This window comes from Arsukibacterium sp. (genome assembly GCF_036735525.1).
Taxonomy (GTDB): domain Bacteria; phylum Pseudomonadota; class Gammaproteobacteria; order Enterobacterales; family Alteromonadaceae; genus Alishewanella.
In genome coordinates this window covers 1-15,663 of sequence record NZ_DAINOE010000076.1, presented here as the reverse complement: position 1 = coordinate 15,663, position 15,663 = coordinate 1, and the positions used below count along the sequence as shown (strand labels likewise).

14 protein-coding genes are annotated in these 15,663 nt (G+C 49.3%); 11 read left to right on the top strand and 3 right to left on the bottom strand.

The genetic code is table 11. The annotated features are described in order from the left end of the window. On the bottom strand, positions 1-282 hold a 282-nt coding region (locus V7D78_RS13410), incomplete at its 3' end, for a response regulator (RefSeq protein ID WP_333608960.1). Positions 283-300: 18 nt separating this feature from the next. Next, positions 301-2,163 (bottom strand): bifunctional tRNA (5-methylaminomethyl-2-thiouridine)(34)-methyltransferase MnmD/FAD-dependent 5-carboxymethylaminomethyl-2-thiouridine(34) oxidoreductase MnmC, encoded by a 1,863-nt coding sequence (gene mnmC, locus V7D78_RS13405; protein ID WP_333608959.1) that lies wholly within the window; start codon positions 2,161-2,163, stop codon positions 301-303. Between the two features lie 171 nt (positions 2,164-2,334). Between mnmC and fabB the strand changes: the two genes are divergently transcribed. From fabB to purF, 10 genes are all read left to right on the top strand, one after another. Continuing rightward, entirely contained in the window at positions 2,335-3,549 is a 1,215-nt protein-coding gene (gene fabB, locus V7D78_RS13400; RefSeq protein WP_333608958.1) for a beta-ketoacyl-ACP synthase I, read from the top strand. A gap of 91 nt (positions 3,550-3,640) precedes the next feature. Continuing rightward, the gene (locus V7D78_RS13395; RefSeq protein ID WP_333608957.1) at positions 3,641-4,750 is read left to right on the top strand and encodes a 4-phosphoerythronate dehydrogenase; all 1,110 of its coding nucleotides are present in this window, start codon (positions 3,641-3,643) and stop codon (positions 4,748-4,750) included. A gap of 19 nt (positions 4,751-4,769) precedes the next feature. Then, a complete protein-coding gene (locus V7D78_RS13390) occupies positions 4,770-5,789 on the top strand; it encodes an aspartate-semialdehyde dehydrogenase (RefSeq protein WP_333608956.1) in 1,020 nt (339 codons plus the stop codon). Positions 5,790-5,946: 157 nt separating this feature from the next. Continuing rightward, positions 5,947-8,418: a FimV/HubP family polar landmark protein gene (locus V7D78_RS13385; protein ID WP_333608955.1), complete on the top strand. Its 2,472-nt coding sequence runs from the start codon at positions 5,947-5,949 to the stop codon at positions 8,416-8,418. A gap of 61 nt (positions 8,419-8,479) precedes the next feature. Further along, complete coding sequence (gene truA, locus V7D78_RS13380) at positions 8,480-9,274, top strand: tRNA pseudouridine(38-40) synthase TruA (protein WP_333608954.1); 795 nt, start codon at positions 8,480-8,482, stop codon at positions 9,272-9,274. Between the two features lie 155 nt (positions 9,275-9,429). Further along, complete coding sequence (gene accD / locus V7D78_RS13375) at positions 9,430-10,302, top strand: acetyl-CoA carboxylase, carboxyltransferase subunit beta (protein ID WP_333608953.1); 873 nt, start codon at positions 9,430-9,432, stop codon at positions 10,300-10,302. A gap of 6 nt (positions 10,303-10,308) precedes the next feature. Next, positions 10,309-11,622: a bifunctional tetrahydrofolate synthase/dihydrofolate synthase gene (folC, locus tag V7D78_RS13370; protein WP_333608952.1), complete on the top strand. Its 1,314-nt coding sequence runs from the start codon at positions 10,309-10,311 to the stop codon at positions 11,620-11,622. Next, entirely contained in the window at positions 11,619-12,284 is a 666-nt protein-coding gene (locus tag V7D78_RS13365) for an SPOR domain-containing protein (protein ID WP_333608951.1), read from the top strand. The genes folC and V7D78_RS13365 overlap by 4 nt, the downstream gene beginning before the upstream one ends. A gap of 59 nt (positions 12,285-12,343) precedes the next feature. Beyond that, positions 12,344-12,832, top strand: coding sequence for a CvpA family protein (locus V7D78_RS13360; protein ID WP_333608950.1), 489 nt, complete (start codon positions 12,344-12,346; stop codon positions 12,830-12,832). An 18-nt stretch (positions 12,833-12,850) separates the two neighbouring features. Beyond that, a complete protein-coding gene (gene purF / locus V7D78_RS13355) occupies positions 12,851-14,362 on the top strand; it encodes an amidophosphoribosyltransferase (RefSeq protein WP_333608949.1) in 1,512 nt (503 codons plus the stop codon). Between the two features lie 86 nt (positions 14,363-14,448). Here the strand turns inward: purF and V7D78_RS13350 are convergent, their stop codons facing one another. Then, positions 14,449-15,048 carry a Yip1 family protein gene (locus tag V7D78_RS13350; protein ID WP_333608948.1) on the bottom strand — a complete coding sequence of 200 codons (600 nt, stop codon included), beginning with the start codon at positions 15,046-15,048 and terminating at the stop codon, positions 14,449-14,451. A 189-nt stretch (positions 15,049-15,237) separates the two neighbouring features. Here V7D78_RS13350 and miaE point away from each other — a divergent pair. Continuing rightward, a partial coding sequence (miaE, locus tag V7D78_RS13345) for a tRNA isopentenyl-2-thiomethyl-A-37 hydroxylase MiaE (protein ID WP_333608947.1) occupies positions 15,238-15,663 on the top strand: 426 nt, incomplete at its 3' end.

Sequence of the window (15,663 nt, the reverse complement as noted above, 5' to 3'; positions counted from 1 at the left end):
TTTATCAAATCCTTCGGCCTGAACATCGTCAGAAGACATGGCAATAATCGGCCGTTCATAGCCCAATTGCCTTAACAAGGTCATCGCTGCAATGCCATCGCACACTGGCATCTGAATATCCATCAGTAACACATCATATTGATAACTCAATGCAGCACTGACAGCCAGTTCGCCATTAGCTACAGCGGTGCTGCTAAAACCGAGACTGCCGCATTGCGCCTGTAATAATGCACTTAAAAATTCATCATCTTCAGCTATCAGGATGTGCAAATTTACTGACATCAAAGGCTCCGGGGCGTTCTAGGCTTTTAAAAAGCGCATAGGTGACAAGCTGTTGGCAGTGATTGTCGTTAAAGGTAGCGGTAACCGATTGAGCTGACAAGCAATATATTCAGCCAGTAAGGGGGCAAATAGCAGGCCTCTGGCACCAAGACCGCTAAACACCATAAGTTCAGGCTGTTGTTGCCAGGCTCCTGCCATGGGTAAGTGGTCTGGTAAAGTGGCTCTGAAGGCGGCTTTTGCACCTACCACTTTAGCTCCGGCAAACCAGCCAGGCTGTTGTAGTTGTTGGTTTAACTGCGCCAGGTTGTCAACATTATCCTGCTCCAAAACATCGCAATGTTTACTGTCTCTGTCAAAAGTAGCACCCACCGCATGCTGCCCTTGCCAGGCAGGAGTCAGGTAACCTTTGTGACAAATAACGGTTTTAAGTGAGGTTAAGGGCGCTTGTTCAATATGGCTGACCTGACCGCGAACTTTACGCAGTGGCAGCACAGTGAAAGGTGCTAAGGACGTCAAATCAGCGCCAGATGCCAACACCACACACGATGCCAGGTAATGCTGGCCATCACTGCAGCTTAGTAACCACTGCTCCCCCTGATGTTGCAGTTGTTCTAGGCGGCAATTAAATACGGCGCTAAACAGAGACTGCTGTTGCAGATAGTTAAATACCGCCTGACAGTAAGTTTGCGGACTTAGCCAGCCGCCTTGCTGAAAAAAAATACCACCACAGGGCAGAGGGAGTTGCGCCAGTTCGCTGGCCTCGGCAGCATCAACACCGTGCACCAGACGTGTTGGCCAATTTCCCTGACTAAGTAAAGCGTGCTGCTTTTGCTGTAATTGCTCGTTGCTGGCCAGGTGTAACACTCCGCACCAATCCAGCGGTATATCCATACCTTGCTCAATACAGTGCTGATAATGCTGTCGGCCATAGTAAAATGCCGCACTGTGCAACAGGCTGGCCGGGTTAAGCGTGGCATTCAGATTGGGATAAAAGGCGCCTTGCCGGTTATGTGAGGCACCAGTGGCCACCTTGGCATCGGCACATAGCATTTGTACGGCCCGGCCTTGCTGCACTAACTTTAATGCTAGGGTCAGGCCGGCTAAGCCTGCACCGACGATGACCACCGCTTGCTCTGGCGCGGGGGAAAGCTTATCTGGCCCTGGCCAGATTGCCGTCAACATGTCGCGTTTGCGGCCAAAGCCTTTTACTTTTTTCACCACAAAACCGGCATCTGCTAAGCCGCGTTTCACCAGCCCAGCGGCGGTAAAAGTCGCGACACTGCTGTGCTCACCGCTGAAACGGGCCAGTTGTGCAAATAACTCAGGCTGCCACATTTGCGGGTTTTTACCGGGCGCAAAGCCATCAAGAAAAAACGCATCGACTTTAGAGAGCGGTAATTGCGGCAGTAAATGATTGACATCACCTAACCACAGATCCAGCACTACGTTACCCTGATCGAACACCAAACGGTGACAGCCACTGAGTGCCGGTGGGTACACTGCCAATAGCGCCTGATGTAATTCAGCTAATTGCGGTAATGCCTGCAACGCTTGTTGTAAATCAGCCAGTGTTAGTGGAAATTGCTCAAAACTACTAAAGTACAGCCGCTGACAGCTTGCATCGGGCGAGCGCTTACGAAACGCCCGAAAGCGCTGCCAGCTGAGTAAAAAGTTGGCGCCAGTACCAAAACCGGTTTCCATAATATGAAAGTGGCGTAGGGGGTGTTGCTGCCAGCGTTCGGGTAAACCATTTTGCTGCAAAAACACGTAATCGGTTTCTGCCAGACCACCTTCGTTCGAAAAATAAATATCATCAAAGTCAGAGGCCACCGGGGTGCCGTGGTCATTAAAGTGGATCTTGGCGTGGCAAAGTGGTTGCATAGCAGAACCTGAGCTGAAAAATCGGCTTGTAGTTTACCTCAGGCTGACGCAAAATTAAAAACAGAGTACAGTTGTGCGCTCAAAGCTGACCAGTTTGGCAGTTAAAGTCCGTACAATACGCCAGAATTGAATAGTGAATATTACTGCCAAAAGCAGGTTGAGGAAGCAAGCATGAAAAGAGCCGTTATTACGGGATTGGGGATTGTATCGAGTATCGGTAACAATCAGGCAGAAGTGTTGGCGGCATTACAAGCCGGTAAATCCGGAATAAATTTTGCGCCTGAGTTTGCAGAGTATGGTTTACGCTCTCAGGTGTGGGGAGATATTAAATTAGACCCAGCCAGCCTGATTGACCGTAAAGCCATGCGCTTTATGGGTGATGCCGCAGCCTATGCTTATATCGCCATGCAGGAAGCCATTACCGATGCCGGTTTAACTGTGGAACAAATTTCAGATCCACGTATTGGTTTAGTGGTGGGCTCTGGTGGCGCTTCATCAAAAGCGCAGATTGAAGCGGCCGATACCCTACGTGAAAAAGGCGTTAAGCGGGTAGGGCCTTATGCCGTGCCAAAAACGATGTCCAGTACTTGCTCAGCTTGTCTGGCCACACCTTTTAAAATTAAAGGTGTGAATTACTCTATCAGTTCTGCCTGTGCCACCAGTGCACATTGTATTGGCCATGCTGTAGAGCTTATTCAACTGGGTAAGCAGGATATCGTGTTTGCCGGTGGTGGTGAAGAGGTACATTGGACGCTGGCGATGGAGTTTGATGCGATGGGCGCCTTATCCAGCCGCTATAATGACACACCACAACAAGCCAGCCGCACTTATGATGCCGATCGCGATGGCTTTGTGATCAGTGGTGGTGGCGGTATTTTGGTAGTAGAAGAATTAGAGCATGCACTGGCCCGTGGCGCGACGATTTATGCTGAAATAGTCGGATATGGCGCGACCTCTGATGGTTACGATATGGTGGCACCCAGTGGTGAAGGCGCTGTGCGTTGTATGGAAATGGCCATGCAAGGTGTCAGCGGTAAGATTGACTATGTCAATACTCATGGTACCAGCACGCCGGTAGGCGATGTAAAAGAGCTGGCGGCGATTCAGCAAGTGTTTGCCGGTCAATCTCCAGCTATCAGTGCCACTAAAGCGATGACCGGCCATGCGCTGGGTGCTGCCGGTGTGCACGAAGCCATTTATTCATTGCTTATGATGCAGCACAACTTTATCGCACCTTCTATTAATATCGGTACTTTAGATGAGGCGGCTGCGGGCTTAAATATTATCACTACAACCACTCAGTCTGAACTGAATACCGTAATGTCTAACAGCTTCGGTTTTGGTGGTACCAATGCGACGCTGGTGATGCAAAAATACCGTGCGTAAAGCTTAAATACTGTAATAAATAGGCCAGACGTCCTGTAAGTCTGGCCTTTTTTTTTGCTACACTGCCAGCGGGTTAGCTTTAGGATCTTTAATGAAAATATACGCAGATGAAAACATGCCTTTGGTCAGTGAGTTTTTTCAGTCACTGGGCGAGGTCGTGCGCTTTGATGGCCGTAAGGTCAGCGCAGAACAGTTGGTAGATGCGGATGTGTTATTGGTCCGCTCTATAACTAAGGTAGATGCCAGCTTACTGGCCGACAATAAGCGTTTGCGCTTTGTGGGCACGGCCACCATTGGCATGGATCATATAGATCAGCCTTATCTGGCTAAGCGCGGTATCCCATTTTATTCGGCGCCCGGTTGTAATGCGCAATCTGTGGTGGAATATGTGCTAAGCAGTATCTGGGTGTTAACAGAACGCTATCAATGGCAATTAGCGGATAAAACAGTCGGTGTGGTAGGGTGCGGCAATATTGGTCGTCGCTTGGTGCACACCCTTCAACTGCTGGGGATTAAGGTATTACAATGTGATCCTCTGCGCGCACAACTTGAGCCTGAGTTTGAACACACCGATTTTGCCAGCCTCTGCCTTAACGCCGATATTATTAGCCTGCACACGCCGTTAATAAAAAAAGGCCCGCTGCAAACCCATCATCTGATTAATAGTGAAGTATTACAGCGGCTATCTGCAAGCTGCGCACTGATTAACGCCAGCCGTGGCGCCGTAATAGACAATCAGGCGTTACTGATCGCTCAGCAACAACAGCGCCGGCCGCTGGTGCTGGATGTATGGGAAAGCGAGCCCGATATTCTCACTCCCTTACTTGCCTTCACTGATATTGCCACCGCCCATATTGCCGGTCATAGTGTGGAAGGTAAGGCCCGTGGCACCGAAATGCTGTATCAGCAGCTGTGTCAACAATGGCAACTTCCTGTTGAACACAAGTTACAGCATTTTATGCCCGCGGCAGCATTGCAACAATTACATATTTCTTCCGTATTTGGGCTTCCGGATGTCCAAAATGTCAGCAGAATGATATATGATGTGCGCCGTGATGATGCCTTATTACGTTTTCATCTGGCAGAAAAGGGTTTTGACTGGCTCAGAAAATCTTATCCGCCGCGACGTGAATTCAGCTCATTAACGGTAACCGGCGCCGGGGCGGCGCTGGCGCAGCAACTCGGCTTTAGTGGTCAGTAATTAAAAGAGGAATACAGGCATGGCGTCACAATATAATGTCGCTGTTTTAGGCGCGACCGGCTTGGTCGGCCAACATCTCATTGAAATCCTTGAGCAACGGGATTTTCCGGTAGGCCAATTATTTGCACTGGCCAGCAGTCGCTCTGCTGGTGGCACTGTTACCTTCAAAGGAAAAAAAATAACGGTGCTGAACGCAGAGCAGTTTGACTGGAGTCAGGCGCAAATCGGGCTGTTTTCAGCAGGTGGCAGTGTATCGGCTATTTATGCCCCAAAAGCGGCTGAAGCCGGTTGTGTAGTCATAGATAATACCTCGCATTTTCGCTATGACGCCGATATTCCGTTGGTGGTGCCTGAGGTCAATGCCGCTGCTATTGCTGATTATCGCAATCGCAACATTATCGCCAACCCCAATTGCTCAACCATTCAGATGCTGGTGGCGTTAAAACCGATTTATGATGCCGTGGGTATCAGCCGTATTAATGTGGCCACTTATCAGTCTGTCAGTGGTGCAGGGCAGCATGCAGTCGATGCGCTGGCCTCTGAGACGGTGCAATTGATGAATGGCCGGCCATTGGAAGGCGATGGTCAGTTTGCCCGGCAAATTGCGTTTAACGTGATCCCGCAAATTGATGTGTTTATGGATAACGGCTACACCAAAGAAGAAATGAAGATGCACTGGGAAACGCAGAAGATCTTTGCTGATAACGATATCGCAGTTAACGCAACCGCTGTTAGAGTGCCGGTATTTTATGGCCATGCTGAAGCGGTACACATTGAAACCCGGATGCCGATAAGTGTTGAACAGGTCAAGGCCTTGCTGGCCGAAGCGCCTGGCGTGGTGTTACTGGAAGACAATGCTGATTTTCCAACGCAAGTGTGCAGCGCTACCGGCAAGGATGAGGTATTTGTTGGTCGCATCCGGCAAGATTTGTCCCATCAGCAGGGTATAAACCTGTGGGTGGTGGCCGATAACATCCGCAAAGGCGCAGCTACTAACAGTATCCAGATCGCTGAGCATTTGATCCGCGATTATCTGTAATCCGTGTTTAATTCGCAAAATAAAAAAAAGCTCCAATCGGAGCTTTTTTTTATATACTGCCTTATAGTTTGCACATCAACTAGCTGAATGTAAATTGTGGAACACCGTTTGCATCAAAAAATTAAGATAGCTGTAATAGCCCTGGTAAGGATAATTAATGCTTGTTCGTACACTGTTATGCCTGCTGCTTGTCAATTTTTCGTCACTGGCACTGGCTGAGACAACTAACACTCAGTTACGTGGACCGCGTGACACAGACAGTCAGTTGCAACAACGTCAGTTGGGGCCCTTAACGGCAAACGATACTTTATGGCGTATTGCTGAACAAATTCGGCCAAATGACAGTGTCAGTAATTACCAGGTGATGTATGCATTAATGCTGCTTAACCCTGATGCCTTTATCGATGGCAACTTAAATCATTTGCGCCCAGGTGCCATCTTAACTATCCCTGATTTACGAGCTATACGTCAGATTGATGCTGAGTTGGCCCGCCGTAAATCAGAAGCCGATGACAGACAATGGGCCGAGCGTAACCGACGAGAGGCGGCCAGGCTTGCGCTGAAAACTGCGGATACGCAGACCAATCCGCTATTGCCGCAGTTAGAGCAATTACGCAGTGATTTTACTAATTCAATGCAACTAATTGAAAGCATTGTATATGAGAATAACCAACTGAAAGACAGTTTAGGCCGGTTAGAGACGGAGTTAGTCGCGCTCAAATCCCAGCTAAGCGAAGACAGCCTGTTACAGCAGCAAATTAATTTATTACTGCAACAACAAGCGGAATTGTTAGCGGCAGAGCAGGCCAGACTCGCTGCAGAAGCCGCAGCAGCAGAACAAAGTAGCAGTGTAGCGCAGTGGTTGAGTAGCCCGATAGGCTGGTTACTGGCGGCTTCTTTACCCGCATTATTATTATTGTTTGGCGTGTTGTTATGGGTCAAACGGCGCAGCAAAGCATCTGAACAAGTGGTGAGTGCCGCGACAGCTGAGCCCGCAGCTAAGGCCGGTTACCAATCACCGTTGCCGCCGCTGGATAACAATGATTTTGATGATATTAGTCTGTTTGAAATTGATGACAGCCTGTTGGATGACAGCTTTAACAGCCAAAGCGCCACAGACTCCACCCCGGAACAGCAGCTAAGCGATTTTACCGATGATATGTTGTTGGATGATGATTTACTGGGTGATGATCTGTTAATTACTGATCAGCTGGAAGATGATTTATTAGATACTAATTTACTGGATGATGTGCTTGACGATGATCTCAATGCGTTTGATTCGGATACCAAAGATCCGGTGGCAGAGACAGATAACATTGAGTTTGATGCTGATAATATACTATCTGACAGTGATTTAAATGCCTTACTGTTGGCTGATGATGACGACGAAGAAATCGTTGATTTACAAACTGAATCTGAGTCATCTGTTGAAATAACGGCAGAAGTGCAGGGGCTAAACACTGCCCGGGACGCAATGGAGTTGTCCAGCCATGAGCTCTCCAATGATGAGTTGGATGATCTGTTGGAAGAGATTGAGCTGGATATCCCACTGGACGACGAAGATGTCAGTGCCATTACCGCTGCCGCTACTGCTACTGCCCAATTCGATACAAAGCCCTCATTGGATGAGGCTGAGTTAGCCGATGCACAAGCTGCACTGATGCCGTCAGAGCCTGAGGACGAAGAGGCGTTAGCCCCTGAGCTATCTGCAGACGTGCAGCTTAATGACGAAGAGATAGCGCTGGATGTTAATTTTGTCGAACATCCCACAGAGCAACCGTTCGACAGCAGTGAATTAGATGCTTTTGCCGAGCAACTGGCTGCAGAAACAGCTTCTGAGTTGAGCAGCGAGCAGGCCGATGATGACACCGCAAGTATTGAGCTGTTGCAAGCTGAGTTGGAAGACATTCTGCAGCAAGTTGAGTCCCCCGTAGCTCTTGCGCAAAATATTGATTCACTTGAAGATGTTGCTCAGATGGACGAGTTGGCAGAACCGGATAGTGAAGATGAGCAGCAAGACGCTACCCTGACTAACCTGGATTTGCAGGGCATTGAAGATGAAAGCGTCAGTCGGCCCAGTGAAGCAGCGTTGTCGGTAGAAAACCCCAGTAAGATGCTCGAATCGTATCCTGAATTAGATTTAGTGGATGAAGCGCTCAGTGAACTGGAGCAAACGCCCTTTGACACTATGCTTTTAACACTGGAGCAGCAAGCCGACGCCCTGGATCAAGCTGACTTGCAAGACATAGATACTGAAGCCTTAGCCCCGACTGAAACGTTAGCTACTGTGCTGGTGCCCTCCGATGAGGTGGCACTGATGCAGGATGAGGACTTTGTTGAGATAGACCATTTATTGACGGCCAGCGAGCATGCCGAGGAAGATAGCGAGCGCTTTAATCAATTAAATGTTGATGTTGGCTTGGCCGAGTTTGCAGATGTGATCGGCAGTGATACCCCTAAAGATGTTGACTTAGAAGACGCCGGTTTTGCCGTGAAGCTGGATTTAATCCGAGCCTATATTGAAATTGGCGAACAGGAAAATGCGCTACAACTGATTGACGAGTTACAACAGTCAGAGGCGCCAGAGCATGTTAAAGCAGAAGCATTGAAGCTCAAAGCCAGCGAATAGCTTTCACTGGCATCCGGCGTTGACTGCGGTATAATCGCCGCGGTTTGGCAGAGGGTGGCAGATGCGTATAGCGTTAGGATTAGAATATGATGGCGCTGGCTTTTTTGGCTGGCAGCGGCAGCGGGAAGTGAACAGCGTTCAGCAGGAACTGGAAACAGCATTATCTGCTATCGCCAATCATCCTGTGGAAGTGTTTTGTGCTGGCAGAACCGATGCTGGTGTGCATGCAACGGCTCAGGTGGTGCATTTTGATACCAACGCAGTACGAGATGCCAAAGGTTGGATCATGGGGGCTAACAGCAAGTTGCCAGATCAAATTGCTGTGCGCTGGGCCAAAGTGGTACCTGACAGCTTTCATGCCCGCTTTAGTGCCACTGCCCGTCGCTACCGTTATATTATTTATAACAAAGCCTATCGTCCGGCCATACTTCGTGCCGGATTAAGTCATTACCACCAGCAACTTGACCTTGACCTGATGCGTCAGGCTGCCGTGGCCTTACTGGGTGAGCATGACTTTAGTGCCTTCAGAGCCATTCAGTGCCAATCTAAAACACCGTTTCGTAATATTCATCATTTAGATTTAGCGCGGGTAGGCGACTATATTGTGCTGGATATTAAAGCTAATGCCTTTTTACATCATATGGTGCGCAACATTACCGGCAGTTTGCTGGAAGTGGGCATGGGCCGTAAACCGGTAAGCTGGCTGGCCGAGTTACTACACAATAAAGATCGGAATGCCGCAGCAGCTACTGCCAAGCCGGGGGGCTTGTATTTAGTGCAAGTTGACTATCCAGAGCAGTTTGCTATTCCGGACTCGCCAGAAGGGCCGTTGTTTTTAGCTGATAGCGGTTATTAGCGTAGTTGTTTGCTAGACTACTAAGACCAGTTAGCTATATTCTGTAACGGGTCATTTGTGCTTTAATAGCCACCGTTTAGTTTTTTTCGGCGTTTTTAGGCCTTTTTTGCGCACTTTAGTGCTGGTAGCCAAATGCCTTTTGCATAGGAATTATTATGAGTTGGTTAGAAAAAATCCTGCCCAGAACCTCTACTTCGGGTCGTCGCAATATTCCTGAAGGAGTCTGGACTAAATGTACCTCCTGTGATGCCGTATTATATAAAGCCGATTTAGATCGCAATCTGGGTGTTTGCCCTAAATGTGATCATCATATGCGGGTTAATGCCCGGATGCGGCTGCAGCACTTGTTTGATACCAACTCCACTGCTGAACTGGCCGCTGACATGGAACCGCAGGATTTATTGAAATTTAAAGACAGTAAGCGTTACAAAGACCGCTTGCTGGCTGCACAAAAAGACACCAACGAAAAAGATGCGATGGTTGTGATGCACGGCACCCTTAAAGGAATGCCAGTAGTTGCTGCGGCCTTTGAATTTGAATTTTTGGGCGGCTCTATGGCGTCGGTGGTTGGTGCTAAATTTGTGGCTGGTGTGGATTATGCGCTGCAACACAAAATTCCCTTTATCTGTTTTTCTGCCAGTGGTGGTGCCCGCATGCAGGAAGCGCTGTTCTCCTTAATGCAGATGGCAAAAACCAGTGCCGCGCTGGCGCGGATGAGTGAGCAGGGGCTGCCCTATATTTCGGTATTAACCGATCCGACCATGGGCGGCGTATCTGCCAGTTTAGCTATGCTTGGCGATATCAATATTGGAGAGCCCAAAGCGTTAATTGGTTTCGCCGGCCCACGGGTTATCGAGCAAACGGTACGTGAAAAACTCCCTGAAGGCTTTCAGCGCAGTGAATTTTTATTAGAGCACGGTGCTATTGATATGATTGTAGACCGGCGTAAAATGCGCGACACCCTGGCCCGGTTATTGGCGAAATTTATGCAATTGCCGGCGCCTGACACTGAGTTTACTGCCGTTTAGGGACTTATGCCGCAACCAACTTTATCCAGCCAATTGTGCCACACCCTGGCCGATTGGCTTTGTTATATTGAACAACGCCATCCGATAGATAACATTGAGCTGGGATTAAGCCGGGTTGCCGCTGTGGCAACAAAAGCACAATTACAGCAACTGCCCGGCCGTACTATCTTAATTGGCGGCACTAATGGTAAGGGCACCACTGCCCGTACCTTAGAGCAATTATTGCTGGCTCAGAGCTTTAGTGTTGGCGTTTACAGCTCGCCCCATTTGCTACGCTTTAATGAGCGCCTGCGTGTAAACGCGCAGGATCTCCCCGACGAGCAATGGTTGGCCGGCTTTGCTGCGGTTGAAGCATTGCGCGGTGACACTGAGCTTACCTATTTTGAATTTACCACCCTGGTGGCCTTTTGGTTATTGCGACAGGCTGCCCCCGATTTTTGCCTGATAGAAGTGGGCCTGGGAGGGCGGTTAGATGCCACTAATATCATCGAGCCTGAGCTGTCGATTATTACCACTGTTGATTTAGACCATCAGGACTGGCTGGGGAATGACCGCGAAACCATTGGACGCGAAAAAGCCGGGATTATGCGCCCGGGTAAATTGGTGATCGTGGGCGACCCACAGCCGCCCCTCTCGGTACTTGAGCATGCGAAACTGCTTGGCAGTACAGTAGTGGCGGTTGGGCAACAATATCATTATCAGCTGGAGCAAGCGCAGTGGCATTGGCATTGGCAGTTTGACCAGTTGCCAGGCGCTAGCCTGCCAGATTCTGCTCAGCAATACCGCAACTTACCTTTAGCGCAAATCCCGGTACAAAATATTGCCACCAGCCTGGCGGCACTGGCCGCATTGCAGTTATTGCCAACGCCCAACCAGTTGCAACAGTGTTTAGCCACACTAAATTTGCCCGGAAGAATGCAATGGTTAGGCCGCAAGCCCGCGATTTTAGTGGATGTCGCGCATAATCCGCAATCAACTGCCTATCTGGCCAGCCAGCTGACAATAGTGGCACCCAAGTATCGACGGGTGCTGGCGCTGGTCGGTATGCTGAAGGATAAAGACCTTAAGCAAAGCCTGCAGCCCTTGACGTCATTGATTGATCAGTGGCATCTTGTGACCTTGCATACTGGCCGCGGCGCCAGTGCTACGCAGCTGAGTGCGGCCTTGCCGGCGTCAGTGTCTTGCCTTAAACATGAGCAATTAGCCCCGGCATTTAATCAGCTGCGCGCTGAACTGGCAGATGATGAGCTTTTAGTCATATTCGGCTCTTTTGTAACGGTATCAGAGGTAATGGCCATAACCATGAAGGAGGCAGAATGACAGCAGCATTTAAACACCGTTTGCTGGGTACCACCATCCTGGTGTTAGCAGCCATTATCTTTTTACCCGACTTGCTGGATGGTGAAAAGCAGGTAGTAAAAGATGATTTTAAAGTGATCCCAAACCGCCCAGAGTTTCAGGGATTACATAAAGTAGAGCCTTTTAATAACCCTGCTTTACAACAACAGCGCGAGTTGGTGCAAACCCCGGCAGTGAGCAATGAAGTTGCCGTGGAAGATGAGTCCGCTTCAGTCAACGAAGATGATAATGGCTTGCCATCACAAAGCTATGCCAGTGTGACAGCGGGCACACCCGCTGCAACTCCGCCTCTCGCCACCGCGACGCCTGCCAGTACGCCAGTTCAACCTGCTACGGCAAATAGCAGTACGGCCATCGCCGCTGGACAGGCTGCCTGGGTGGTGAGGGTTGGCAGCTTTAGTAACCCGCAAAATGCCAATGCCTTGCTGAAAAAGTTACGGGATGCCGGCCATCCGGCCTTTACCCGTAATATTACTAACAGCGCCGGCCAGCAGCTGACCAGCGTGTTAGTTGGCCCAGACCTGCGTAAAGCTGAGTTAGAACGCAAGCTGCCAGCTTTGCAGCAGTTGACCGGTATTGAGCGGTTAAACGTGATCAGTTATCAGCCTATTGAAAATAATTAGGCATGCTGCGCTGTGATTTGGTAGAATGCGCGCCGTCATCAAGCATCCTTTGGTAGCAAATGGTTTGGGTTGATTTTGTAATACTGGCGGTGATTGCCTTATCGGCGTTAATTAGCCTGGTCCGCGGCTTCGTTAAAGAAGCCATCTCACTGGCGGTGTGGATAGTGGCGTTTTTCATTGCCAGTTTTTATTATCCGCACCTGGCTGGCTACTTTACGGCTATTTCTGATGCCACTTTGCGTAACGCTTCGGCCATCGCTATCTTATTTATTGCTGCACTGATTCTGGGCGCCTTAGTGAATTACGTGGTAGGCAAACTGGTACAAAGCACTGGCTTAAGTGGCACTGACAGAGTGCTGGGGCTGGTATTTGGCGGCTTGCGTGGCGTGCTGGTGGTCAGTGCTGTACTGTTCTTTATGGACGCTTTTACGCCAGCGGCTACCGCGCAGTGGTGGCAGCAATCCAGCTTGATCCCCGAATTCGGTTTTATCATTGAGTGGTTTTTCGATTATTTGAAACAACACTCTAGTTTTATGCAAAAGCCATAGCCTGGCGAGGAAAAATCAATGTGTGGTATTGTTGGTATCGTAGGTAAGTATCCGGTTAATCAGGCATTATATGACGGTTTGACAGTATTACAACACCGGGGGCAGGATGCTGCGGGCATTGTTACCGTTGACAATAATACGCTGCGCTTACGCAAAGCTAATGGTCTGGTAAAAGATGTGTTTGAAACCCGCCATATGCAGCGCCTGTCAGGCAATATTGGTATTGGCCATGTGCGTTACCCCACCGCAGGCTCGTCCAGTACTGCAGAAGCCCAGCCTTTTTATGTCAACAGCCCCTTTGGTATAGCGCTGGCGCATAATGGCAATTTAACCAATTCGCACGAACTTAAAGACGAAATTTTCCGCATTGCCCGTCGCCACATCAACACTACCTCAGATTCTGAAGTCTTGCTAAACGTGCTGGCGCACGAATTGCACAGTCAATCGACAATGCAATTAGAAGCCGAGCAAATTTTTAATGCGCTGGCCAATGTACATCGCAAGGTGCGGGGCGGTTATGCTGCAGTGGCACTGATTATCGGTCATGGCTTGCTGGCCTTTCGTGACCCTAATGGCATCAGGCCGCTGGTGATGGGCAAACGCGAAACTGCGGCAGGCACTGAGTATATGGTGGCGTCTGAGAGCGTGGCACTTGATGCAGATGGCTTTACCGTACTAAGAGACATTTCGCCGGGTGAAGCGGTGTATATCACTGAGCAGGGTGAGCTCTTTACCCATCAGTGTGCTGAGAACCCTAACTACACGCCCTGTATTTTTGAATATGTGTATTTTGCCCGCCCGGATTCGACCATTGATAATATTTCAGTCTATGCCTCACGGGTGGCGATGGGCAAGGTGCTGGGCCAGAAAATTAAACGTGAGTGGGCGCATCTGGATATCGATGTGGTTATCCCTATTCCTGAAACCAGTAATGATGCGGCGTTGGAAATTGCCAATGAGCTGGGCCTACCGTTTCGCCAGGGCTTTGTTAAAAACCGCTACATTGGCCGCACCTTTATTATGCCGGGCCAGGGCCAGCGTAAAAAGTCGGTTAAACGTAAACTCAATGCTATCTGGCAGGAGTTTAAAGGCAAGAATGTACTGCTGGTCGATGATTCTATTGTCCGCGGTACCACCTCTGGCCAGATTATTGAAATGGCACGCGAAGCCGGCGCCCGCAAGGTGTATTTTGCCTCAGCCGCGCCGGAGATCCGCTTTCCGAATGTGTATGGTATTGATATGCCCTCTGCCAACGAGCTGATTGCTCACGGCCATGATGTCGACAGCATTTGCGACACCATAGGTGCTGATGGCCTGATTTTCCAGTCATTACCGGATTTGATTGCCGCTGTACGCTCGGAAAACCCTGAGATCAGCCAGTTTGAAACCTCGGTATTTGATGGCCATTATGTGACTAACGATATCGATCAGGATTACTTAAACCGCTTAGATCAGATGCGCAGCGATGATGCCAAATCGGGTGCGACCATGTCTATGGCGACGAATCTGGAAACCTATAACGAAGGCTAAGCTTGCAGTATTACTATTGCACCAGACGTACTGTTACAAAAATAAAGGCGCCAACAGGCGCCTTTATACGTTTAACTAAACTCAGTTTAGTGGGTGAACGCCGGACCGAAGCCTGAGCTCCATAAAATGGCGGTTGCAGTCATTACGCATACCAGCAGCACTAAACCGCAGGTCACCACTGAGCTGGCGTAAATAAAGCCGCGCTCTTCCGGTATATGCATCAGTATCGGTACTCCGACATACAGCAGATATACTGAATAGGCTAAGCCGACGAGGCCCACTGACATGACAAACCACAGCTCTGGGTAGAGGGCAGCAAAACCCACCATAAACAGCGGCGTAGAGGTATAGGCCGCCAGTTCCAGTGTTTGGGTATAAGTCGGCTCTGCACCGAAGGTATGGGCCATCCAGTGAGCCAAAAGGCCTAAAGCGAATACGCCAATAATCAGTGCAAAATACATCGCTACTGAAATCAGCGTCGCGCTGTCAGCAGTAAGGTATATACGCTCTCCCACGCCAATGCTCCAGCCCAGGTGGACAGCTGAAAAATAGGTGCAAATAGCCGGAATAAGCGCCACTATCATAATGTGCGCCAAGCTGTAGCGGAAACTTTCGTGTCTGGCATCTATAGTGTGCCATTCTTCTTTCGGGTGGGCATATAAGCCCCATAAATGGTTCAGTATCATAATTATTATCCTTGTACTACGCCCCATATTCGGGCAAACCTATGATCGCCCTTGCGTCAGTTATGGCCAAATTCTGCACGTTCGTCAAGCACTTTGCTCTATATTTCAGCAAATGCTTGCGCTGGCGCAAACTTGGTGCAAAGCAAGGCATGGGCTATAATGTGCCATGTTTTTTTAAGTGTAGTTGTTATGCATACGGCCGAAACCCAAGCCTTACTTAAGCCAATCAATGATTTTTTACCTTGTGCCACCCCCGATGCCTGGTTAGCACTGGCCGCGCAGCCAGAAAGTTTGCCGGTTTTATTGAGTGATCATCTGGTCTGTGAATTAAAAGCGGCGCAATCGGCGATGTATTTAATTCGCCGTTATGCGGTCGATGAGCACAGTGCTGAGGCGTTATTACAGTGGCTTAAGCCGTATGAAGATTATACTTACCGCCAGCAAGGCGATTGGCGAGCACTGGGTGAGGTTAAGCTGAAAAAGTCGATGCTTCCCAAAGCGCAATCCGCTTATGGTCAGGATTTAATTGATAAAATGGTGTTGCTGATTAAAGAAGAGTTGCACCATTTTTATCAGGTGCTTGAGATGATGCAACAGTTGGGGCTAAGCTACGAC